Origin of the sequence: Pradoshia eiseniae (genome assembly GCF_002946355.1) — a bacterium.
Lineage (GTDB): Bacteria > Bacillota > Bacilli > Bacillales > Pradoshiaceae > Pradoshia > Pradoshia eiseniae.
Genome location: NZ_PKOZ01000016.1, coordinates 23,319 through 45,854 on the forward strand (window position 1 = coordinate 23,319; position 22,536 = coordinate 45,854).

The following is a 22,536-nucleotide window of genomic DNA, read 5'->3' on the forward strand; positions in this document are numbered from 1 at the left end:
AAGCGGAGAAAGGTTTCTCCGCTTTTTTTCATGATTTTGTATCATTTAGCGCTCTATCTTTTCAACAAGCGGCCACCTTACATGCCATTTCTTCATCTCGATCCTTCTCTCATATATGTTCATACGCTCTTTTGACTCTGAAAAGAAAGTGGTAGGGCGTATCTTCATCATTAGAAGATCATGAATGCCCCAGGGTGCAATTAACTGCAGCTTCCCTTGCTCATCCAATTTGACCCCAAGGGCACTTACTGTTTCAGGGAATTTAGATATGGCATCACGCGAAGACGCATACGGTGTTATTCTATTAACTACATGCATGCGTGCCTCATTCTTTACCGACCACGGTCTTCCGGGAAGCAATTGCCGCAGTTGACGCTCTAACTCCTTCTCTACACTCTCCTCTGCTTGTTCCTCATCAAAATAGATAAAATCAATATCTGGAAGGGGGCTACGCTTAGTATATCCATGCAAGATATCCCATACCTTTGTGCGGACAAACCCCGCACAAATCCACCAATCAGGCTTATGTATGGCACGCGCTGCCTCAAGAGTCTCCATCATCCAACGATCTTGTTCGATGGCTTTAAGGATATCTGCCTCGTTCTCCAATCCCTGTCCCCCCTTTTCATACCAACTCATCCCTTCACCAATTTTAATAAATACCAAATCCTATCCATTCTTTGTTTAAGGAAATAGCAAAAAAGCAAACAGCCGTATGAATCTGTTTGCTTTACTCTCTTAGTTGCTTGAATTCAAGGAGATGAACTGATAAGTAATCGTTGTCTTGGCATTCTCCCATTCAACTTTCTTGATCAATGCGGTCCCTCTTGTCTCTCCCTCCAAGGTTCTTCTAATTTCTATCGGGATATCGATTGGGTATATTCTGTAGCCGTCCTTTTGCAGTGTAAAGAGATTTTCTTGTACACGTTTTTCATTTGATTTCGTCACAATGAGGGTATTCAACTCCATTGGCATGCCCACATTATTCAACTCCCCCGTTTATTCTACTTACCTACTATCGTACCATTGGAAGCCGTTTCTTTCATCCATTTCGTCAAATCCCGTACGATTTGGCGGTTTATTTTTGGCGGGAAATAATGCGTGAAACCTGGAAAATACCATGTTTCCGCTTGCTTTTGCGTATTCGTCAGCCGTTCCTCGAGCATCACGGCATGCTGGATTGAAACATTTTCATCTTCCTCTCCATGAATGATAAGAACATCACAGCGAATCTTATCTGCATGATAGAGCGGTGTGCGCGCTTTGTAGGCATCGGGATATTTCATGGGGCTTCCGCCAATGACCCGTTTGAGCATTCTCCGGAGATCAATCCGCTCTTCATAGGTGAGAATCATGTCAGAAACACCGCCCCACGTCACAAGGGAGGCTGCCTCAGGACAGCTGATAGCCGTCCAAAGGGCCATTATTCCGCCGCGCGAGAAGCCGAACAGATGGATCCTGTCAGGCTTGACCATTGGATGCCTCTTCAATAATTCAAAGCCAGCAATCGCATCCCAGCGATCCTCAAGGGCAAAGTCCTCATCCCCCTCCCCTCCTTGATTCCCTCGATAAAAGGGAGCAAAGACGACAAATCCTTGAGAGGCAAATTGTATAATCCGGCTTGGCCTAACCGTGCCGACATTTTTAATACCGCCGCGCAAATATAGAAATCCATCATACATTCCCGCATCTTTTGGCTCAGCAAGCAATCCCTTTACGACCAATCCATTCGAAAGATAGCTCACCATATATAAAGAAATCCTTGGGTGCGGGGAAGGATATCGTCTTTTTTCGACTATTTCTCCAAGTTTAGAGAACTGCTGTTCCACATCGCCTCAATCCTTTCACATATAGGCCTTCACACATTTTTTCATGAATACATACAATGCAAGTATCAAACCTACGGCATACATATTGCCTGTTAAGGAGGAATTTCCCTTGAAGAACAAGCTTAAAACCAGCCTATTCTCCTTGTTTTCCATCATTCTTCTCTTTAGTTTAGCTGCCTGTAAAGATAACGGAGAAGAAAAGAAGGAGACGGTGAAACCCGTCCGCGTAGCAGAGGTCACCCGCTCCATATTCTATGCTCCGCAATATGCTGCCATTGAAAAGGGCTTCTTTAAAGAAGAGGGCCTTGATATCGACCTGCAGACCACCTGGGGCGGTGATAAAACCATGACGGCCCTATTATCAGGCGGCGCTGATATCGCGCTTGTCGGCTCAGAAACATCCATATATGTGCATGGCCAAGAATCACGCGATCCGGTTATTAATTTCGCTCAGCTTACCCAAACCGACGGCACCTTTCTTGTGTCCCGGAAACCAATTGATAATTTCAATTGGGATATGCTCAAAGACAGTACCTTTTTAGGGCAGCGTAAAGGCGGCATGCCGCAGATGGTCGGTGAGTTTGTGCTAAAAAAACATGACATTGATCCGAAAAGCGACTTGAACTTGGTTCAAAACATCGACTTTGCCAATATCGCAAGCGCCTTCTCATCCGGGACCGGTGAATTTGTTCAGCTATTCGAACCCCAGGCCAGCATGTTCGAAAAAGAAGGTAAAGGCTATATCGTCGCCTCATTTGGCCAGGAATCCGGTCATGTACCTTATACAACCTTTATGGCTAAACAGAGTTATATAAAAGATAACCAAGATACCGTTGAAAAATTCACACGTGCTATCTATAAAGCCCAGCAATGGGTACAAGAAACGGATTCAAAAGAAGTAGCCGATGTCATTTCGCCTTATTTTGAGGACACCGATGCCTCCATCATCGCCATGGCGGTGGAGCGGTACAAAGCACAGGAATCATTTGCACTAGACCCAATTCTTGATCAAGCAGAATGGGCAAACCTCCAGGACATCATGAAAGAAGCCGGAGAGCTTGATTCCTTCATCGATCATCAAACATTAGTGGATACCTCATTCGCTAAAGAAGTATCTAAATAAAAAGGAGCGCATAGCATCATGCCTTTACTCCAAATCGAAAATGTCTCACATCTATATTTATCCAAAAATGAAGCATCCGTCGCTCTTGAAGACATCACGCTAAGTGTCGAGAAAGGGGAATTTATTTCCCTTCTCGGCCCAAGCGGCTGCGGCAAAACCACCCTGCTCTCCATTGTCTCCGGTTTAATAAAGCCTACAGAGGGCTCTGTTACCATATCCGGTCATAATGTATTGGAAAACAGGGAGGACATTGGCTATATGCTTCAGCAGGATTACCTATTTCCATGGAAGACCATTAAGGAAAATATTCTGATTGGCCCTAAGCTTTTGAAGAAGCTGGATCAAGAACATGAAGCAAATGCCGTGGCGCTGCTAGAACAAATTGGACTTGGAGATGTTTTAGCCAAATTCCCGCGTGAATTATCCGGAGGAATGCGCCAGCGAGTCGCACTTGTTCGTACGCTTGCCACTAACCCGTCTCTCCTTCTGCTCGATGAGCCATTTTCAGCCCTCGATTTTCAGACTAAGCTCAAATTAGAGGACCTAGTCTCATCAACCTTGAAATCCTTTGGAAAAACAGCCATCCTTGTCACCCATGATATCGGGGAAGCTGTGGCCATGAGCGATCGTATTTTTCTGCTTTCTCCCCACCCCGGCAAGATTCAAAAAGAATTCATTGTTCCGAATGAAGTCAGAAATCTTTCGCCATTTACGGCCAGGAATCATCCTGATTACAATGAAATCTTTCAATCCATCTGGAAGGAGATGGAACAATATGCCTGATGAAAATAAAGTTCAAGCCTTGCACCGCGGCTACCTTCAGCAATTAAAAAAATCACAACGCCAAGTATGGAGCTACCAGGGAATCTTGTTTATTCTCTTTTTCGCTTTATGGGAAACAGCGAGCCGACTGCTATGGATTGATCCACTTCTTTTCTCCGCGCCTTCAAGCGTCATTGAAATGCTTATCGAGAAAATTCAAGACGGAAGTCTCGCCGCCCATAGCGGACTCACTTTATTTGAGACCGTTGTCAGTTTCATTCTCGGCACGCTTCTTGGAACAATATTGGCTGCTGTGCTATGGTGGTCACCGCTTCTATCCAAAGTATTGGATCCATACTTGGTCATCTTTAACGCGATGCCAAAAGTAGCCCTCGGGCCTATCATAATCGTCGCCATGGGACCTGGCCTTTCTTCCATCATTGCAAATGGGATTATCATCTCTGTTATCATCACGACCATCGTTGTGTATACAAGCTTCAGGGACATAGATCCGAATTATATTAAGGTGCTGCAAACCTTTAAGGCTAAAAGAGGACGTATCTTCATGGAAGCCGTCCTTCCTTATTCGATGCCGGTTATTATATCCACCTTAAAAGTTAATGTCGGGCTGGCATGGGTCGGTGTTATTGTCGGCGAATTCCTCGTTAGCTCAGAGGGGCTCGGCTACTTAATCATTTACGGATTCCAAGTCTTTAATTTCACGCTCGTTCTCATGTCCTTGCTCGTTATTGCCGTCTTTGCTACCGTTATGTATAAATTTGTGGAATACCTTGAATCAAAACTCATCCGTGATCAGCAGCTTTAATGATTCTCAGCCGACTCAATGAATAAGGAACTACCTCATCCTTCATAATAAAGCTGTATTCATGGCTGGTTTGATAGTTATCTGGTAAGTGCTCCAGCAAGAGGGGACCATCCGTCTCCATAAAATCACTTTTGCTCTCTATCTCAATAATATCTGCATGGTAGACAGCTTTAATGATTGGTGATGCACCACTGTCCACTCGATATTCGCCAAGAGGAACTAAGTTACCCACGATTCCCCCTGTTTCTTCTCTCACCTCACGTATCGCTGCCTGAACAGGGGTTTCATTTTCTTCAACTTTTCCACCGGGAAATTCAATCCCACGCTTAGGATGTTGCGTCAGCAGCCACTTCCCCTCAAATGAACAAATCACGAGAACATGGGCAGCCCTCTCCTCAAATAATCCTTGCTCATCATGCCATTGAACCTTATTCCCATAGAAATCCTGAAATATCTTCATTCTTGTCACCTCCTCTATAATGGATAATTCATGGCTCTATCTACATAAGATTATAGCATTCCATTCCAATCCCCCCATATTCAACGCCTTCTTTGCAATATTTCTTATTTTTGAAGAGTAGACTTAATAATGTTTGGGTAAACAAATACTATACGGATAGAGAAATACAAAAGGGAAGGAGTTTAAAGTATGAATTTCATAGATGAATTATATCAACTATATCGTGATAAACTTACCGGGGATGACGATGATATCGATGTATTGACACTCGCCGTTTTGGAGCAGCTTGACCGCACTGATGTGCTACAGCTGATTAGCGAACTAGAGGACCATGAACTATATAATCTGATGGGGTTATATTTAGCTAACAGCTTAAAGAAGCGCTTTGCGAATGATTTGATTGAACCGGGTATTTCCAAATTAATTCATTGATTGGCATGCATACATAGCCGAACCTTCCTACTTGAGGAGGTTTTTTTCTTTGTGCTCAAAATGGTATACTATCCTTAAATGTGTCTTTTAGGAGGATAATAAATGGGAATAATGTACATAGTATTTCTTGTTAGTGCCATCATTATTGTCGTCACTATCGCTGTTACAGCTATGGTTACAACCAAAGCGTACGAATACAAGCATACAATTGACCCCATAGAAAATAATCCGCACATCAAAGAAGAATTACCATCTGAGAGTAAATAAAAAAAGGAGGATAAATCCTCCTTTAGGTCAGGCAAAAACTTGCTTTAAGTCTTCCTTCGATTGTTTCAGCCAGAAATTCATCAATTTCTTCGCACCCTCTAAATCATGTAATTTAGCCTGGCCGCATTGTTTTTCATTGGCTGCTGGAATCTCAGTGATCTCAACTGCTTCCTTCATCGTTTTATCAAGAACATCGATGATTTCCTCAACCGTCGGCTCACCGCTTACAACGAGATAAAATCCAGTCTGGCAGCCCATTGGAGAGATATCAATAATATCAAAATGACTATAATCCTCAGCATATTTACGAATATTAAAGGCAAGCAAATGTTCTAATGTATGAATCGAATCAGGCTTCATCGCTTGTTTGTTCGGCTGGCAGAAACGAATATCAAACTTATTCACAACACCGTCGCTCCCCACCTTATGAACGCCGCAATGGCGGACATATGGTGCTTTAACCGCATTATGATCCAATTCAAAGCTTTCTACAGATGGCATATATTCATGACCTCCTTTTTTACTCCTATTCATTCTACCTCTTCCTCACATATATTTCATCTTAAAAATTTGCTGTTTCAAGCAAAAAACTTTATCATATGGGAAAAAGACCAAACAGGAAAGAAGTTATCCGACATGAAAAAAATACTGCTAAAAATAATCCGTTTTTATCGAGTAGGCATCTCACCGCTAAAACCGCCAAGCTGCCGCTTTTATCCAACTTGCTCCACATATGGCCTTGAGGCTATCGAACGCTTTGGAGCGTTGAAAGGAACATGGCTTACCATTAAGCGAATATCAAAATGTCATCCCTTCCATCCAGGAGGCTTCGATCCCGTACCGGAGAAAAAGGATAGTTGATAAACTACTTGATTTATCAAAAAAAAAGCTGTATCATTACTCTATATTAAATCGAAATCATTTCGATTTATTTTTATGTCGTTTAAATCGTAATCAGTACGATTAAGAGAAAAAGGAGGCATTAGCTTTGCGTAAGCTAACATTTATATTCGCACTAATTCTGACAGCATCCGTTTTCTTGGCCGGCTGCGGTTCGTCCTCATCCGAGACCAAGAAAGATGATAATAAAATAACCATCTACACAACTGTTTATCCTCTCCAATACTTTGCGGAACAAATTGGCGGCGACTATGTTGATGTAAACTCTGTCTATCCAGCTGGAGTTGATGAACACACTTTTGAACCAACCCAAAAGGATATCATCAACATTGCAGAAGCTGACCTATTCTACTATATAGGCTATAATCTTGAAGGCTTTGTTACCAACGCCAAGAAAACGTTAAAAAATGAGAATGTCGATATGATCGCTATTGGCGAGGAGGTTCACATTGGTGAGGACAGCCATACAGCGGAAGAACATAATCATGAGGAAGAGGATGATCACGGCCATGAACATGGCTCAACTGACCCTCACCTATGGATTGATCCAGTCTACGCAAAGGAAATGGCCGAATTGATTAAGGACTCCCTATCCTCTAAACTGCCTGAACAAAGCGATACATTCGAGTCAAATTACGAAGCATTAGCCGAGAAGCTGGACAATCTGAATGAGGATTACTCCAAAACAATCGAGAACGCCAAGCATTCTGAATTCCTCGTTTCTCATGCTGCCTTTGGTTATTGGACCTCTAGATATGGACTTGATCAAATCAGCATTTCTGGCATCTCTACTTCAGAGGAACCAAGCCAGAAATCCTTGCAGAATCTTGTAGAAAAGGCAAGAAAATATAACTTAAAATACCTCCTTGTTGAGCAGAATGTCAGCAGCAAATTGACAAACGTTATCAAAAATGAGGCAAAGCTGACCACACTTCCTATTCATAATCTGGCTACATTGACTCAGGATGACATCGACAAGGACCGTGATTATTTCTCCATCATGGAAGATAATCTTGAATCATTGAATACAGCCCTAAACTAAGCTGATAAACAAAAGCGGAAGATAACTCCTGCATGGAGGTCTATCTTCCGCTTTTTTTTATCATGCATGCCCATATTTTTCTGCTCATAAAACACCGTTTCCGCTGCATCCTAAACATTAAAGGAGGGGATTGATGATGCCACATGGAGTCAAATGCTCAGTCGATTCATGTCATTTCTGGAAAGAGGGCAATAAATGTGCAGCCGAACGAATCGCTGTGCACACTTATTCAGAGGAGCGGGCTCATAAAAGCGGCGATACCGGCTGCAAGACATTCCGTCCAGCAAGCGAAACACACCTTTAATATCATGAGGCTTCTCTCGCAAGAAGCCTCTTTTTTGCAAAAATCAGACTAGTCTTAAATCTGAGTTAATTATATAATAAATTCAACATATATAATAAAACTTTTCAAAAAGGGAGAAGTTGAGAGATGCTAAATAAAATGCTAAGTTCTATAGGAATTGGAGCAGCCAAGGTCGATACTCAATTGTATAAAACAAGCTACACAGTCGGAGAAGAGTTATCCGGCAAGGTGATTGTTCAAGGCGGCAAAACAGAACAGCAGATTGAGCGGCTTTATCTGTCACTCATGGTAACGTATGAGGTCGAGCAAGATGACAAAAAGTTCACCCAAAAAGCAGTGGTTGAGAAATATCAACTATCCGAAGCCTTCCTGATTCAGCCGAATGAGTTAAAGGAAATCCCGTTCTCCTTCCAGCTGCCCTATGACGTTCCTATTACAAAAGGGCGTACACGCGCATGGATTCAAACTGGATTGGATATCAAAAACGCTGTTGACCCGCAAGACCAGGATTACATCGATATTAATCCCCATCCACTTGTACTTGAATTTCTCCAGACTGTTAGCGAGATTGGATTCCGTCTGCGTGAGGTAGAATGCAAGAAAGCTCCCGCATCCATTCGCAAGAGATTTCCGTTCGTGCAGGAATTTGAATTCAAGCCAATCAGCGGGGAATTTCGTTCAAAACTAGACGAGCTCGAAGCCATTTTTTACGTCTCGCAGGATCAAATTGAGGTTCTTCTCCAAATTGACCGAAGAGCTCGCGGCTTTGGCATTTTTGAAGCTTTAGGGCTTGATGAAAGCTTTGTGAGGTTCACCTACGGCCAAGGGGATTTATCATCTCTCAACAGCCGGTTGACCAGCCTTATCCGCCAGCACAGCTAAAAGAATTATGGGCTAGCCAAATGGTCTAGCCTAATCATTAAAAACAAAATGAAAGCGCCTTCATATAGGCGCTTTCATTTTATTTGATTTCCTTTAATAATGACGCGACTTCTTTTTCAGCAATGTTAGTAATTGCGGTTATCACTGATAATGGAAGTCCGCGCCGCAATAGAATCTCTGCAATTAAGTATTGCTTTTTCGAACGAGCCATTTTCTCCCCGCCTTTTCATGTCTTTTTATTATTATACTGGAAATCAAGACTGAAAAGAATAAGTCCTTCACCCAATTTTCTGAATTCACCAAAAATATTTGGTTAATTCTTTCCGGACAAGCTTATTAGAAGCATTGCGGGGAAGCTCATGCACAATGGCGAAATGCTTGGGAATCTTGTACCTGGCAAGCCTCTCTTTACAGAAATGCAGAATTTCCTCCTCATTGAATACGGCGCCATCCTTTAAGACGAGCGCGGCTGCTGGTACGGCTCCCCAGCTATCGTCAATTATTCCAGTCACACCTGCTTCCCTCACTGCCGGGTACGCGCTCAGCACGGATTCAATCTCTGCTGGATACACATTTTCCCCACCGGAGATGATTAAGTCAGAACGGCGGTCAAGCATATATAAATAGCCCTCCTCATCCAAGTAACCAAGGTCTCCTGTGTAAAACCAGCCATCCCTAAAAGACTCACTGCCTCTTCCATGAAGATAGCCAGGTGTCACGTTCGGTCCTTTAACGCGTATCTCACCAGGTTCATTAGCGCTTGCTTCCCGGTCTTCCTTCCAGATGGAGATTGCACATGGGAATAAGGGCTTGCCGGATGAACCGATTTTCCTTATGGCATCCTCCGGCGCAAGGGTAGCGATTTGAGAGGATGTCTCCGTCATACCATATGTCTGGAAGACGCGAATCCCTTTCTCGGCACTGCGTTTCAATAATGGCATTGGTGCTGGTCCGCCACCTAAGAGCATGCCTCGAAAGCTCTCTGGATACTCGGCTTCTCCCAAATCATCCAGCATACGGCTTAACATGGCAGAAACAACGGACATAATGGTCACGCCTTCAGTTTGAATGGCCTGATTTGCAAGCCTTGGATCAAATTGCCGATGAAGGACAACAGGGCTTCCATAGATGACGGAGCGAAATAAGATGGATAGGCCGCTTATATGAAATAACGGCATTGTGCATAACCATTTGTCATTATCCCCTAAACCGAGATTGAGCACAGAGCCAAAAGCACTGAATAGATGGTTTCCATATGTTTGTTTGACGGCCTTTGGCTTTCCCGTCGTTCCAGATGTATACATAATCGTTGCCGTCTCAGCAAGATCCAGTTCCTTAAGGAAAAGACACCTCTGCGGCGCTGTCTCCCTGAGTGACGCTAAAGTAATAATCTTGACCTCACTCTCTGCCTCCTTATCCGAAACCAAGAAATCAGCCTTTGCATCCCGAATCTGCCACTCACGCTCATGGTCGGTCAACCGTACATTGAGTAAAAGCGTTTTAGCTCCAATCATCATAAGCCCATGAATGACGAAGACCATCTCAGCACTGTTTCGCATTTGCAGCGCCACCAGCTGTCCGCGGGAGATGCCATGACCCGTGAGCTTTTCGGCATAAAGAAGAGACATCTGTCTTAATTCATCAAAGGACCAGCGGCTCCCCTCAAAGAACAAGGCGTCTCTCTCAGGAGTCAAGGCTGCACGCTGATTAAGCAATTGCGGTATAGATGAAATTCCTTGTGTTAACATATCCTCACCTTTTTCACTCTATAAAAATGGAAACAGCCTGACGAAACTAAGCGTCAAGCTGTGTGCATAAAATTAAAATCAAGGGAACCTTGGGAATTGGCCGAAGTCAGGCTTGCGTTTCTCCTTGAAAGCATCTCTTCCTTCTTTTGCCTCTTCCGTTGTATAGTAAAGCAATGTAGCATCTCCAGCTAATTGCTGTAAGCCTGCCAAACCGTCTGTGTCCGCGTTGAAGGAAGCTTTTAAGAATCGAAGTGCTGTCGGGCTCTTCTCGAGCATGATCTCGCACCACTCAACCGTTTCCTTCTCCAAGTCTTCTAGAGGAACTACTTTATTAACTAGCCCCATATCAAGCGCTTCTTGTGCATCATATTGACGGCATAGGTACCAAATTTCCTTCGCCTTCTTATGGCCGACGATTCTAGCCAAGTAGCCTGCTCCATATCCCGCATCAAAGCTTCCTACATTCGGACCAGTTTGTCCAAAACGAGCGTTTTCTGCCGCAATCGTTAAGTCACAAACAACATGAAGTACATGACCGCCGCCGATTGCATAGCCGGCAACCATGGCTACTACTGGTTTTGGAATGACGCGAATCAAGCGTTGAAGATCCAGCACGTTCAAGCGCGGAATTTCATCATCACCTACATATCCGCCATGACCTCTCACCTTTTGATCACCGCCTGAACAGAAGGCCAGGTCTCCAGCACCCGTCAGAATAATAACCCCAATTTCGTTATCATCGCGCGCGCGTGAGAAGGCATCAATTAATTCCGTCACAGTTTTTGGTGTGAAGGCATTTCTTACCTCCGGCCTGTTGATTGTAATCTTGGCAATCCCATTATATTTTTCATAAAGTATTTCATCGTATGTACGAATTGGAACCCACTTAATTGCCATCATTTTTCCTCCTTAATAAATATTCATTTACTATTTTACCAAATTCCGCAGGTTTCTCCACGTGAATTGCATGACCAGCATCCCCGAAAATATGTATTTCATGATTCGGCAAGGTAGTAGTCATTTGTTTAGCTATATGCACAAACTTCAAATCGTACTCACCAGCAAGAACAAGGACTGGCATTTGCAGGCTGGATAGATCCCCCCATAAGGATGGCTGAGAGCCAGTTCCCATCCCTTTCAGGCTTCCGGCAAGGCCGGCTTCTTTTTGCAGCAGCCGTTCCTTCCTCACTCGGTCCTTCATCTCCTGCGGCAGCCTCTCTTGAGTGGAAAAGAGCGGAATTCCGCTCCATTCCTCCGTGAATCTTTCCACACCAATATTCATAATGCGTTCAGCCAATTCGGCATCATGCTTTTTACGGGCATTCTGCTCCTGGAGTGTCTTAAGCCCCGGCGATGAGCTTTCAAGGATGAGGCTCCTTACATAGTGCGGATAACGGGCAGCAAATCCTATGGCCAATCTTCCGCCCATCGAATAGCCAAGCAGGTGGACCGGCCTTACACCAAGACAGTCAAGCAGCTCCTTAATATCATCAGCGGCTGCTTCCATTCGATATCTTTCAGGTTGTTCCGGCGAATCAGTCTGTCCGTGCCCTAGTAAGTCCACAGCGAGGAAGCTAAACTTCTCTTTATATGTTTCTATTAGATAGCTCCATGTATGAAGGCTCCCCGTAAAGCCATGAAGAAGGAGCACCGGTTCACCTGTACCCTCTATGCGAATATGGTAGGTAACGCCGTTAATGGGGATGAAACGCTCAATCGACATGACGCATCGCTCTTATTTCCTGGGAAACATGTTTCACCAAAGCTCGATAAGTTTCTACATCATACTTCCGGTCTGTCATGACCTCGACAACTCGGAAATCAGGATTCCCCGACCAGCTGCTGATTGCTTCATCCACTTCGTCCCAAGTCGCAGGGCATGCATAGTTCGCGCCATATAAAGCAGCCGTATGTTCAAAGCTTAGGCCATGCGGCGTTCCAAATAGCTCCTCAAAGTGGCGTTCCTCCTGTGCCTGTGGCAAGTAGGAGAAGATTCCTCCGCCATCATTATTAATGACAATAACGAGGAGGTTTAAGTTGTGCATCTTCGCGGCAAGCAGACCATTCATATCATGGAAGAAGCTCAAATCACCGAGCGCAAGCACGGTTGGCTGTTCTGATGAAGCGGCAATACCAAGAGCCGTGGAAATTGTTCCATCAATCCCATTCGCTCCACGGTTAGCAAATATTCGTATCTCTTTTTCAGAGTCATGAAAGAAGGTATCTACATTCCTGATTGGCATGCTGTTACCAACGACCAAATTTGCCCGATCAGGCAGTAAGCTCTGAAGTTTCGCGAAAAGCTTTCCTTCCTGCAAAACGGTTTCATCTTGGATGTTCCGAAGCTCTTGCTTAGCGACCTGATCAATGGCCTTCCACTTCCCTAGCCACTCTCTATTCCGCTCTTTCTCAAATTCAAGAGCGAGCCTTTCACAAAAGACCGTCTCCTCACAATAAATCATATGTGTCCCCATCCCTGTCGGCTCTCTCCAGCCTAAGCCGCCATCGATGACCATATGGTTCACCTGCTCCATTCCCTTAATAAATAAGAGCAGTGGTTTGGAGACAGGCATAGCTCCAAAACGGATAATTAAATCTGGTTTCAAGCTTTCGCATAAAGATGCATCCTTCAAGAAAGTATCATATCCCTCAATGATGCTTTCTTTACAATAGCCGCTCCCTCTAAGCTGAGAGAGAGGATCAGCAAGGATTGGAAATCCCGTTGTTTCAGAAAGACGGCTAACCGCTTGATCAAATCCAGGAATGTCCATCGGACCGCAAATTATCAAGCCTCGTCTAGCCTGTTCAATTAGCTCCAAGCATTCCTTGTATTGAGAATCAGCGAGCGCTGACTTTCCTTGTCTAATATCGATGCTTGACTCCCTCTTCTCGCTTGCTTTCACCCATTTCTTCATATCTGCCAGGTTCGGAATCAGCGGCTCACGAAGCGGGATATTGATATGGACCGGACCTGCTGGTTCAAGAACCGCCGTTCCTGCAGCACGAGCCGCAATCGTCCTTGCGTAATGAAGCATGGATAAAGCTGATTCAGGGAGAGCCATTTCCACAAACCATTTTACATGCTTTCCATATAAATGCAGCTGATCAATCGCTTGCGGAGCACCAATATCCCTTAACTCATGCGGCCTATCTGCCGTCAGTACAATTAATGGCACCCTTGAGTAATGCGCTTCCACAATGGCCGGATAATAATTTGCGGCTGCCGTGCCAGATGTGCAAAGAATCGCAACAGGGCTGCGCTTCTCTTTAGCCATGCCCAGCGCGAAGAAAGCAGCCGAACGCTCATCTATATTTAAATGAACGTCCATTCCCTCGTGCTCCGCCATGCAATAGGCTAATGGTGTGGACCTTGAGCCGGGGCTAATGACAACGTCTTGGACGCCACATGCCGTCAATTCATCCACAAAGGATGCAATATAGGCAGTTAAAGCCTCTTGATGTTTCATATCCTTAATCCTCCTAAAGCATTTAGCATAGGCTTGAATTTCACTTTCGTTTCCGTTAGCTCACTCTCAGGAACGGATCCTTCCACAATTCCACAGCCCGCAAAGAGGGAGGCTTGTCCCCCCTTAATAAGTCCTGATCGAATCCCGACGGCAAAATCGCCGTTTCCCTTCATATCCATCCATCCAACAGGAGAGGAATAAAATCCTCGCTCCATTTGTTCATATTCGCTGATTTTCTCCATGGCAATCTTTCTCGGAGCTCCCCCAAGAGCAGGTGTCGGATGCAATAATTCTACGAATTCCAAGATTGAGCTATTCGGCAGTGAAGTTCCTTTAACAGGTGTATAGAGATGCTGGATATTCGCCAGCTTCATTAAAATCGGCTCCTGTGGTATATCGAGTTCTATACATTGCTCTTCCATTGCCTTTCGCATCATGCTAACCACAAATTCATGCTCAGAACGGTTTTTTTCATCGTTCCATAGCTCCAGCCCTAATTGTTCATCCGTGCGAGCATCATCGCCTCTTTTGATGGAGCCCGCTAAACAAGCGGAGAAGATTTGTTTCCCTTCCTTCTTAATCAACCGCTCAGGTGAAGCACCAAGGAAACATGATTCGCCAGACTCCACTCCAAAGATAAAGCTTCCCGGCTGCTGTTCCGTTAAATTATGAAGGATTGTCCCGCTCGGTATCTTCCCTTCAAAATGAAGACTCACTTCGCGTGCAAGAACGACCTTATCCAGAAGACCTGTACGAATATCTTCTACTGACCGCTCAATGGCTTCCTTCCATTTTTCCACATCCCTTTCTTCCACATGCGAGAAAGAAGGAATTTCCTCTACCATAGCAGGAGACAGCGACATTAGCTGTTCCCTATCTTCCAAGAATCGTTCAATTGAACAATCATCACAATCTTCTGTGATTAATTTCGTAGAGGTTAGAAAGGTCCCATTAGCGCTTTCAGTCAGCAAAAATCGAGGCAAATAAAATAGATAGTCTCCAAAATCCTCCCACAGACCAATTGGCCCTGTCTCTCCCTCCATGAATGAAAAACCGCCAAATAGAATTGGCCCTGTTGCCATCTCTCCCAGGCAGTGGTTCACCGATGCCATACTCAGCAGTGCTCCCCATTGGTCTTTCACTTGACTGAAGCGCCCAACTGAGTCTGCACCAGGCTGCAGCTTGGCAGCAACGCCCATCCCGCAAAGGGTCAGATTCCCTTCAGGATTTTCCCAATAAAAGCGCTCACCTTTATATGATTTTCCGCTTGATTGATAGATTTGCAAAGGTTTCATAGTGGGCACGGCTTCAACATGACTAAAAAGGACAGCCCTTTTTGTCTGTCTTACAGTCTTAGTTGTTTCAGCCAATCGATGCTTTATATCCGTAATCTGCTGTAATGCCATTAAAATCCCCCCACCGGTCGTATATCCATAGGCTTTCTTAAAGATACACCCGCACATTTTAACCTGTCAATTTTTGTATAACGTGTTGGAAAGCTCCTTCTTTCCCCTTCAAGAAAAGCCGTACATCCAAAAGAGAATAAGCCATATAAAAAGATTGACACTTCCCCCGCCATTTCTCTACACTATTTTTAGTATATTATAGTGGATGGGGTAATGCTTTAAATATGAACTAATTTCGTTTATTTGATTTCATAATTTAGTTTATCATGATTCTTTGCCACCGTTCGCTAGTTATTTTTAGCATAAAGGAGCATAACTATTATGGAACATCTCTCGACCAAAGCCGAGAAGATTGATCATCGAAAGAAAGACTGGCGTGTATGGTGGAAATTAACGAGACCGCATACTTTGACGGCAGGATTTACTCCGGTGCTAGTTGGAACAGCGTTAGCCCACCAGCACGTCGAATCGCTTCATTGGGGATTATTCATCGCAATGATGGCAGCTGCACTCCTCATCCAGATTGCTACCAATCTATTCAATGAGTACTACGATTTCAAGAGAGGACTTGACACCGAGGAATCGATTGGAATTGGGGGCGGCATTGTCCGCGAAGGAATATCACCGAAAGCAATTTTGACATTAGCCATGTCCTTATATGGAATCTCTGTCTTGCTTGGCGTTTATATATGCGCTAACAGCAGCTGGTGGCTAGTCATTATCGGACTTTTATCCATGTCTATGGGATATTTCTATACCGGCGGACCATATCCGATTGCCTATACGCCTCTCGGTGAACTGACATCAGGCTTTTTCATGGGTGCATTAATCATCATCATCTCCTTCTTCATTCAGGTCGGAGAGGTCACTTTTGATGCATGGCTAATTACCGTTCCCTTCTTCCTGACTGTCGGAGCAATCATGCTGTCAAATAATATTCGTGATCGTGTCGGTGATCAAAGAGGCGGCCGCCGGACCATTGCTATCTTAATCGGTCATGACAAAGCTGTCGTTCTATTAGCCAGCATGTTTGCCATCTCTTATATTTGGGCATTCGTTTTAATTGGGCTAGGTATCACATCTCCTTGGACATTGCTCGTTCTTCTCAGCATTCCAAAGGCCATTAAGGCTGTCCAAGGTTTCAAAGGCAAACAAGCACCTCTTGAAATGATGCCTGCGATGAAAGCAACAGGGCAAACGAATACCTTCTATGGTCTATTGTTTGCACTTGGTATGTTCATTGGTTTCATTCTATAACACGTACATGAAAGATCTCCCGTTTGGGAGGTCTTTTCTTTTACTCTCCCAGGTTTCCTTCAATTTTCTCAGGGTAATGTATTCATACAGGTTGAATCTCCCAGTTTCAGCTGGTCAATAAACCAACGAAGGACGTGAAGATATGATATCGAAAGAACAAACAAATCAATTAAAAAATAGATTAAAACAACAAAGAGACGAACTCACAGAAAAAATCCAATCCGGCAAGAATACACGCATGGACTTGAGCGAGAGGGATTCTGTCAGTGAATTGTCCGCCTATGATAATCATCCGGCAGACCTTGGAACTGAATTGTTCGAGCGGGAAAAAGATATAGCTTTGAACATCCATGAAGAAGAACAAGTGAATCGAATCGAGGATGCATTGCAGGCAATTGAGGAAGGGACATATGGAATATGCAAGGAATGCGGCGAGGATATCCCCTTTGAACGGCTAGAGGTTGTTCCTGAAACCCTCTATTGCACCGAGCATGCAAAAGCTTCGGACCGACGTTCCGATGAAAAACGTCCAAGCGAGGAAAGCATCATCAAGGACCCGCGCAAAGACTCCATGCAGCGCAGCTACGATCCCCGCATAGAAGATTATCGCGACTCCTTTGCAGATGCAGCCCGCTATGGGACATCTGAGACACCTTCTGACATGATGAATAGCAATGGCGAATATGACGATATGTACCCAGAGGAAGATTTATCTGGTGATTCACCAAATGATTTAGATGACTTTGTAGGCAATGGACCTGACGGTGAGCGCGCCATCTACCGGAATGAAGAATTGGAGGAATATGAGGAAGAACTTGACGAGGAAGGGATTGAATCTCCACTCGGTGATATTCCATATCGGAAAAAGGACAGCTATTTAACTGATAAGAAAGGGTAAAAAGGCAAGCCCTCATGAGCGGGCTTGCCTCGACCTTCTATGCTTTTATGATGGGAGAATTGACAGGCTTAACATGCCAAATATCATTTGCATACTCAGTTATCGTCCGATCACTTGAGAAGAAGCCTGAGTTAGCAATATTGACTACGCTTGATTTATTCCATCCTTTTTTGTCTTGGTAAGCATTTGACACTTTTTCCTGTGTCTTCACATAGGAATCAAAATCACGCAGGACAAAGTATTGATCGTTCTCAATTAACAAGGAATCATAAATGACATCAAACATGCCATTCGTGTTCGGGAAGAAACCATTAACCAGCTGGTTAACAGCCTCGTGTATTCTCCTGTCAAGCATATAATATTCTGAAGAATGATAACCGCCATTAGCTTGATAATTCATAACTTCCTCTGAGGTCATTCCAAAGATAAAGATATTATCCTTGCCAACTCGTTCAAAGATCTCAACGTTTGCTCCATCCATCGTACCGATGGTCAAAGCACCGTTCATCATGAATTTCATATTGCCGGTGCCAGATGCCTCCTTGCTGGCAGTTGAAATCTGTTCACTTACTTCCGCAGCCGGGAAGATTTCCTCTGCAAGGGACACACGGTAATTTTCAAGGAAAACGACCTTTAAATAATCATTCGTCGTCTTATCATTATTGACTTTTTCAGCAACCGTGTTGATTAGCTTAATAATCTTCTTCGCATAATAATACCCAGGTGATGCCTTAGCACCGAAAATAAAGGTCCGTGGATGCGGACGGAAACTAGGATCTTCCTTCATCCGATTATACAAGTACATAATGTGCAAAACATTTAATAATTGTCGTTTATACGCATGAAGACGTTTAACCTGTACATCAAAAATGCTATCAAGATTAACCTTGATTTGATTTTGCTGGAAGATACGCTCAGCAAGCTTGACTTTATTCTCATGCTTCACTTTCTCAAGCTGCTCAAGAAACGCAGCATCATCCTTATAATGCTCAAGTTCCTTCAGAAGAGGAGGCTCAACCTTCCATTTATCTCCGATTGATTCCGTAATCAGACCAGTAAGGGCTGGGTTGGATTTCATCAGCCAGCGGCGATGAGTGATTCCATTTGTCTTATTATTGAACCTCTCCGGGAATATCTCATAGAAATTATTCATTTCCCTCTTCTTTAAGATTTCCGTATGCAAGTAGGCAACGCCATTAGTGCTATGGGTGCCGACAAGAGCTAAATGTGCCATCTTAACTTGATCATGAGCTATAATCGCCATATCCTCTATTCTTTGCCATTGTCCAGGATATCGTTCCCACAGCTCCTTGCAGAACCGTTCATTAATCTCCTCAACAATCATATAGATGCGCGGTAAAAGCGGCTGGAATAAGCGTACTGGCCATTTTTCCAATGCTTCAGATAAGGTCGTATGATTCGTATAAGAAATTGTTTGAACCGTTATGTCCCAGGCCTCTTCCCACGGGAGCATCTCTTCATCCAACAGAATTCTCATCAATTCAGGAATCGCTAGGACTGGATGAGTATCATTGATATGTATTGAAACGTAATTCGGCAATTCGCGAATATCCTTCTGCTTTTTCCTGAAGGAATTCAAAATCGAATTAAGACTTGCCCTTACCAAGAAATATTGCTGCTTCAAGCGCAAAATTTTCCCGCTGTCCTCCGCGTCATCTGGATAAAGGAATTCTGAAACCATCTCCGTCTCCCGCTTATAGCGCATAATATCATCATGGAAAGGAACATTGGCAGGCTCGGCATTCCATAATCGGAGCGTATTAACCGTTTCAGTTTGATAGCCGACAACAGGAATATCATAAGGAACCGCCATAATCGGCTCAGCATCCCTATGCCTAAATCTCAGACGGCCTTGCTCATCTTCAAAGGACTCTACCTTGCCCCAAAATGGAACCTCAACGGATAAATCTGATTTACGCACCTCCCAGACCTGCCCGTTTTGCAGCCAAAGCTCAGGGTATTCTACTTGGACACCATTAACGATTTTTTGCTCAAATAGCCCATGCTTGTAGCGAATGCCGCATCCATGTCCAGGTAAATCAAGTGAAGCAAGCGAATCCATAAAGCAAGCAGCCAGCCGGCCTAAGCCCCCATTGCCGAGGGCAGAGTCCGGTTCATTGGATTCCAAATCATCAAGGCTGATGCCTAGGTCTCTAAGACCCTCTTCGACGACATCACCAATACCAAGATTGAGGATATTGCTCCCCATAATCCTGCCCAGCAGAAATTCAATCGATAAATAATACACCTGCTTCGCTTCAGTCGAATGGTAAACCTGATTAGTTTTAATCCAATTGGTGCTGATATATTCTCGAATCATGTTGCCCAGTACATGGTACTGATCTTGCGGGCTCGTCTCTTCGAAGCTCTTTCCCACGGACATCTCTAGCTTGGATAAAAAGGCTTTCTTAAATTGTTCTTTATTGTCAAACATCAAAAAACATGCCCCCCTAAATCAAGTCTGTATATAATCTCTCATATTCAATGGCCGAGCGTTCCCAGCTATAATCTTTTTTCATTGAATTCTTGACGATATTCTTCCAAACATCTGGTTTCTTATAGAAAGACACAGCCCGCTGAATCGTATAAAGCATGTCATGAGCATTAAAATTCGTAAAGGAAAAGCCGTTTCCTTCTCCTGTATACTCATTATATGGCTGTACAGTGTCGCGCAGGCCTCCTGTTTCGCGCACGATTGGCAAAGTACCATAGCGCATGGCAATTAATTGACTCAATCCGCATGGCTCAAACTTAGACGGCATAAGGAATAGATCAGCTCCCGCATAGATTTGATGCGCAAGATCTTCATTAAATCCTATATGCACACGGCATTTATCCGGATACCACTGAGCTGAGTAACCAAAGAAGTGCTCAAATTCCGGATCACCCGTTCCAAGCAAGATAAATTGAACGTCCTGTTGCATGATTTCATGGAAGACAGCCCGCACTAAGTCAAATCCTTTTTGTTTCGTCAGGCGTGAAACAACAGCGATTACCGGCTTATCCTCGTCAACCGGCAAGTTAAAATACTCCTGGAGCTTTTTCTTATTCATCTTCTTGCCGGCTAAATCATTTGCGCTGAAAGGCTGTGCCAAGGATGGATCGTTCTTCGGATTGTACAAGTCATGGTCAATCCCGTTTACGATGCCATATAAATCCTGATCCCTAGATTGCAGTATTCCCTCAAGCCTCTCCCCAAAATACGCGGTTTTGATTTCTTCCTTATAGGTTGGGCTGACCGTCGTGATAGCGTCAGAATAGGTTAGCGCTGTTTTCATGAAGTTGACGCATCCTCCGAACTCAACCTGATTAAAGAAATCATAATGCACGCCAAGCACGTCACCAAGGAAGCCTTTTTCATAAATCCCTTGGAACATTAAATTATGAATGGTAAATACGTTCTTTACGTTAGCCAGCTTCGTATTGTGATGCTGTGTCTTCAAGAGAAACGGAATCATTCCTGTATGCCAGTCATGGGTGTGTATAATGTCCGGCAGAAAAGGAATATGATAAAGCGTCTCAATAGCCGCCTTGCAAAAGTAGGCGAAGCGCTCTCCGTCATCAAATTGCTCATATAATTTAGGACGATGGAAGTAATATTCATTATCCATGAAATAATAAATGATTCCCTCATATTCTAGTTCATATATTCCGCAATACTGCCTTCTCCAGCTAAGCTGCACCTCAAATTCTGCTATTCTTTTAGCGGAATCAAAAAAACGGGCAGGGATTGTTCCATACTTCGGAAGCAGCACCCTTACCTCATGCCCTAGTTTCTTTAATTCTTTTGGAAGTGAGCCGGCCACGTCGGCCAGCCCACCAGATTTTGCAAATGGCACACACTCAGATACAACAAATAAAACATTCACGAATTCATCAACTCTCCTTGCTTTACACCTTTTTGAACAACGATTGGCTGGAATGGAGAACCGATTAATACTGTACCATCAGCAATCTCAACATCTTTATCGAGGATGACATAATCCAATTTGCAATTCTTGCCTATCTTGGTTTTTTGCATGATGATTGAGTTTTTGATGCTTGTTCCCTCATCAACATTAACTGCTCTAAAGATAATGCTGTGGTCAACCTCACCCTTAATAACACAGCCATTGGCGACCATTGCTTGCGTAACATTGGAGCCGGCGCCGTACTTGGAAGGCGGCTCATCCTTAACCTTCGTATAAATCGGGCTAGTTTTCATGAATAGCTGATACCAATTGTCAACCTTCAGCAATTCCATGCTTGTTTGGAAATAGGAACCGATAGAATCAACAGTTGCCAAGTATCCATCATATTCATATACGTTGACCTTAAAGCCAGAATAATGGTCCTGTACAGCTTCACTCACGGATGTATAGCCCGTTTCCTTGCGTTCCTCAATCAGTTTCACAAGCAAATCCTTTTTCAAGACATACATATTGAGGGAAACCTTGCCTTTTTTGACTTCTGTAATATCTCCGCCCATTTTCAAATGCTCTTTTAATACGGCATTGAAATCAATATTACATACCGTATGGCTATTGGCGACAACCACAAATTCCTGCTCGCTTCTCTCAAGATAGGTCATATGATAGGAGAAATGCTCCAAAGAGGTAATTTCACCGTTTGTCTCTGCTGTATGAGGGACTGGCAAGAAGAACAACCCATCTCTCTTTCTGTTCAAATCCCAATTCTTCCCTGTTCCAAGGTGATCCATCAAGGAGCGGAAATGGTGCTGAGGATAGACGGCCACATTAGAAATTCCGGAATTCACCATACTAGACAGAATAAAATCAATCAGCCGGAAGCGGCCTGCAATTGGCAAGGCTGCTACATTACGGTGGTTTGTTAATATATCAAGAGATTCAAAGTTTTGCGTGGCATCAATGATGCCCAACAATGATTTATTCATATTCATTTCAGCGCCTTT

At 43.9% G+C, this 22,536-nt stretch carries 25 protein-coding genes; 11 read left to right on the forward strand and 14 right to left on the reverse strand.

Translation table 11 applies throughout. The annotated features are described in order from the left end of the window. Positions 1-45 precede the first annotated feature (45 nt). From CYL18_RS16660 to CYL18_RS16670, 3 genes are all read right to left on the reverse strand, one after another. A complete protein-coding gene (locus CYL18_RS16660; RefSeq protein WP_104850667.1) occupies positions 46-639 on the reverse strand; it encodes a nucleotidyltransferase family protein in 594 nt (197 codons plus the stop codon). A gap of 99 nt (positions 640-738) precedes the next feature. Next, positions 739-981 (reverse strand): DUF2584 domain-containing protein, encoded by a 243-nt coding sequence (locus tag CYL18_RS16665; protein WP_104850643.1) that lies wholly within the window; start codon positions 979-981, stop codon positions 739-741. A gap of 23 nt (positions 982-1,004) precedes the next feature. After that, on the reverse strand, positions 1,005-1,748 hold the full coding sequence (locus CYL18_RS16670) for an alpha/beta hydrolase family protein (RefSeq protein ID WP_104850644.1): 744 nt from the start codon (positions 1,746-1,748) through the stop codon (positions 1,005-1,007). A gap of 190 nt (positions 1,749-1,938) precedes the next feature. On the opposite strand from CYL18_RS16670, the gene CYL18_RS16675 reads away from it, so the two are divergent. The 3 genes from CYL18_RS16675 to CYL18_RS16685 are packed head-to-tail and all read left to right on the forward strand — an operon-like array spanning position 1,939 to position 4,540. Beyond that, positions 1,939-2,952, forward strand: a complete 1,014-nt coding sequence (locus tag CYL18_RS16675; protein ID WP_407984615.1) for an ABC transporter substrate-binding protein — start codon at positions 1,939-1,941, stop codon at positions 2,950-2,952. A gap of 18 nt (positions 2,953-2,970) precedes the next feature. Continuing rightward, positions 2,971-3,735, forward strand: coding sequence for an ABC transporter ATP-binding protein (locus CYL18_RS16680; protein ID WP_104850646.1), 765 nt, complete (start codon positions 2,971-2,973; stop codon positions 3,733-3,735). Then, positions 3,728-4,540: an ABC transporter permease gene (locus CYL18_RS16685; RefSeq protein ID WP_104850647.1), complete on the forward strand. Its 813-nt coding sequence runs from the start codon at positions 3,728-3,730 to the stop codon at positions 4,538-4,540. The genes CYL18_RS16680 and CYL18_RS16685 overlap by 8 nt, the downstream gene beginning before the upstream one ends. Here CYL18_RS16685 and ytkD read toward each other — a convergent pair. After that, positions 4,518-5,000, reverse strand: a complete 483-nt coding sequence (gene ytkD, locus CYL18_RS16690; protein ID WP_104850648.1) for an RNA deprotection pyrophosphohydrolase — start codon at positions 4,998-5,000, stop codon at positions 4,518-4,520. The two genes, CYL18_RS16685 and ytkD, sit on opposite strands and share 23 nt — an antisense overlap. A gap of 189 nt (positions 5,001-5,189) precedes the next feature. On the opposite strand from ytkD, the gene CYL18_RS16695 reads away from it, so the two are divergent. After that, positions 5,190-5,432: a DUF6154 family protein gene (locus CYL18_RS16695; protein WP_104850649.1), complete on the forward strand. Its 243-nt coding sequence runs from the start codon at positions 5,190-5,192 to the stop codon at positions 5,430-5,432. Between the two features lie 102 nt (positions 5,433-5,534). Then, complete coding sequence (ytzI, locus tag CYL18_RS16700; RefSeq protein WP_104850650.1) at positions 5,535-5,699, forward strand: YtzI protein; 165 nt, start codon at positions 5,535-5,537, stop codon at positions 5,697-5,699. A gap of 27 nt (positions 5,700-5,726) precedes the next feature. Here the strand turns inward: ytzI and CYL18_RS16705 are convergent, their stop codons facing one another. After that, positions 5,727-6,200, reverse strand: coding sequence for an S-ribosylhomocysteine lyase (locus tag CYL18_RS16705; protein WP_104850651.1), 474 nt, complete (start codon positions 6,198-6,200; stop codon positions 5,727-5,729). A gap of 135 nt (positions 6,201-6,335) precedes the next feature. On the opposite strand from CYL18_RS16705, the gene yidD reads away from it, so the two are divergent. The 4 genes from yidD to CYL18_RS16725 all read left to right on the forward strand — a co-directional run bounded on the left by yidD (position 6,336) and on the right by CYL18_RS16725 (position 8,827). Further along, complete coding sequence (gene yidD, locus CYL18_RS16710) at positions 6,336-6,560, forward strand: membrane protein insertion efficiency factor YidD (protein WP_104850668.1); 225 nt, start codon at positions 6,336-6,338, stop codon at positions 6,558-6,560. A gap of 127 nt (positions 6,561-6,687) precedes the next feature. Beyond that, positions 6,688-7,641 carry a metal ABC transporter solute-binding protein, Zn/Mn family gene (locus CYL18_RS16715; protein WP_104850652.1) on the forward strand — a complete coding sequence of 318 codons (954 nt, stop codon included), beginning with the start codon at positions 6,688-6,690 and terminating at the stop codon, positions 7,639-7,641. Between the two features lie 133 nt (positions 7,642-7,774). Beyond that, the gene (locus CYL18_RS16720) at positions 7,775-7,945 is read left to right on the forward strand and encodes a DUF1540 domain-containing protein (protein ID WP_104850653.1); all 171 of its coding nucleotides are present in this window, start codon (positions 7,775-7,777) and stop codon (positions 7,943-7,945) included. Positions 7,946-8,071: 126 nt separating this feature from the next. Then, entirely contained in the window at positions 8,072-8,827 is a 756-nt protein-coding gene (locus CYL18_RS16725; protein ID WP_104850654.1) for a sporulation protein, read from the forward strand. Between the two features lie 79 nt (positions 8,828-8,906). On the opposite strand, the gene CYL18_RS19640 is transcribed toward CYL18_RS16725, so the two are convergent. The 6 genes from CYL18_RS19640 to CYL18_RS16750 all read right to left on the reverse strand — a co-directional run bounded on the left by CYL18_RS19640 (position 8,907) and on the right by CYL18_RS16750 (position 15,448). After that, positions 8,907-9,038, reverse strand: coding sequence for a hypothetical protein (locus CYL18_RS19640; RefSeq protein ID WP_269089199.1), 132 nt, complete (start codon positions 9,036-9,038; stop codon positions 8,907-8,909). Positions 9,039-9,123: 85 nt separating this feature from the next. Further along, positions 9,124-10,575, reverse strand: coding sequence for an o-succinylbenzoate--CoA ligase (locus CYL18_RS16730; protein ID WP_407984618.1), 1,452 nt, complete (start codon positions 10,573-10,575; stop codon positions 9,124-9,126). A 78-nt stretch (positions 10,576-10,653) separates the two neighbouring features. Then, entirely contained in the window at positions 10,654-11,472 is an 819-nt protein-coding gene (menB, locus tag CYL18_RS16735; RefSeq protein WP_104850655.1) for a 1,4-dihydroxy-2-naphthoyl-CoA synthase, read from the reverse strand. Then, positions 11,462-12,298 (reverse strand): 2-succinyl-6-hydroxy-2,4-cyclohexadiene-1-carboxylate synthase, encoded by an 837-nt coding sequence (menH, locus tag CYL18_RS16740; RefSeq protein ID WP_104850656.1) that lies wholly within the window; start codon positions 12,296-12,298, stop codon positions 11,462-11,464. The genes menB and menH overlap by 11 nt, the downstream gene beginning before the upstream one ends. Continuing rightward, positions 12,288-14,042, reverse strand: coding sequence for a 2-succinyl-5-enolpyruvyl-6-hydroxy-3-cyclohexene-1-carboxylic-acid synthase (menD, locus tag CYL18_RS16745; RefSeq protein WP_104850657.1), 1,755 nt, complete (start codon positions 14,040-14,042; stop codon positions 12,288-12,290). Before menD ends, menH begins: the two co-directional genes overlap by 11 nt. Further along, positions 14,039-15,448, reverse strand: a complete 1,410-nt coding sequence (locus CYL18_RS16750; RefSeq protein ID WP_161497158.1) for an isochorismate synthase — start codon at positions 15,446-15,448, stop codon at positions 14,039-14,041. Before CYL18_RS16750 ends, menD begins: the two co-directional genes overlap by 4 nt. A 321-nt stretch (positions 15,449-15,769) precedes the next feature. Between CYL18_RS16750 and CYL18_RS16755 the strand changes: the two genes are divergently transcribed. Then, entirely contained in the window at positions 15,770-16,705 is a 936-nt protein-coding gene (locus CYL18_RS16755) for a 1,4-dihydroxy-2-naphthoate polyprenyltransferase (RefSeq protein WP_104850659.1), read from the forward strand. Between the two features lie 142 nt (positions 16,706-16,847). Further along, on the forward strand, positions 16,848-17,603 hold the full coding sequence (locus tag CYL18_RS16760; RefSeq protein ID WP_104850660.1) for a TraR/DksA C4-type zinc finger protein: 756 nt from the start codon (positions 16,848-16,850) through the stop codon (positions 17,601-17,603). A 37-nt stretch (positions 17,604-17,640) separates the two neighbouring features. Here CYL18_RS16760 and CYL18_RS16765 read toward each other — a convergent pair whose 3' ends face one another. The 3 genes from CYL18_RS16765 to CYL18_RS16775 are packed head-to-tail and all read right to left on the reverse strand — an operon-like array spanning position 17,641 to position 22,518. Next, a complete protein-coding gene (locus tag CYL18_RS16765) occupies positions 17,641-20,058 on the reverse strand; it encodes a glycogen/starch/alpha-glucan phosphorylase (protein ID WP_104850661.1) in 2,418 nt (805 codons plus the stop codon). A 16-nt stretch (positions 20,059-20,074) separates the two neighbouring features. Next, positions 20,075-21,493, reverse strand: coding sequence for a glycogen synthase GlgA (glgA, locus tag CYL18_RS16770; RefSeq protein ID WP_104850662.1), 1,419 nt, complete (start codon positions 21,491-21,493; stop codon positions 20,075-20,077). Continuing rightward, complete coding sequence (locus CYL18_RS16775; RefSeq protein WP_104850670.1) at positions 21,490-22,518, reverse strand: GlgC family sugar phosphate nucleotidyltransferase; 1,029 nt, start codon at positions 22,516-22,518, stop codon at positions 21,490-21,492. The genes glgA and CYL18_RS16775 overlap by 4 nt, the downstream gene beginning before the upstream one ends. Between the last annotated feature and the right edge of the window lie 18 nt (positions 22,519-22,536).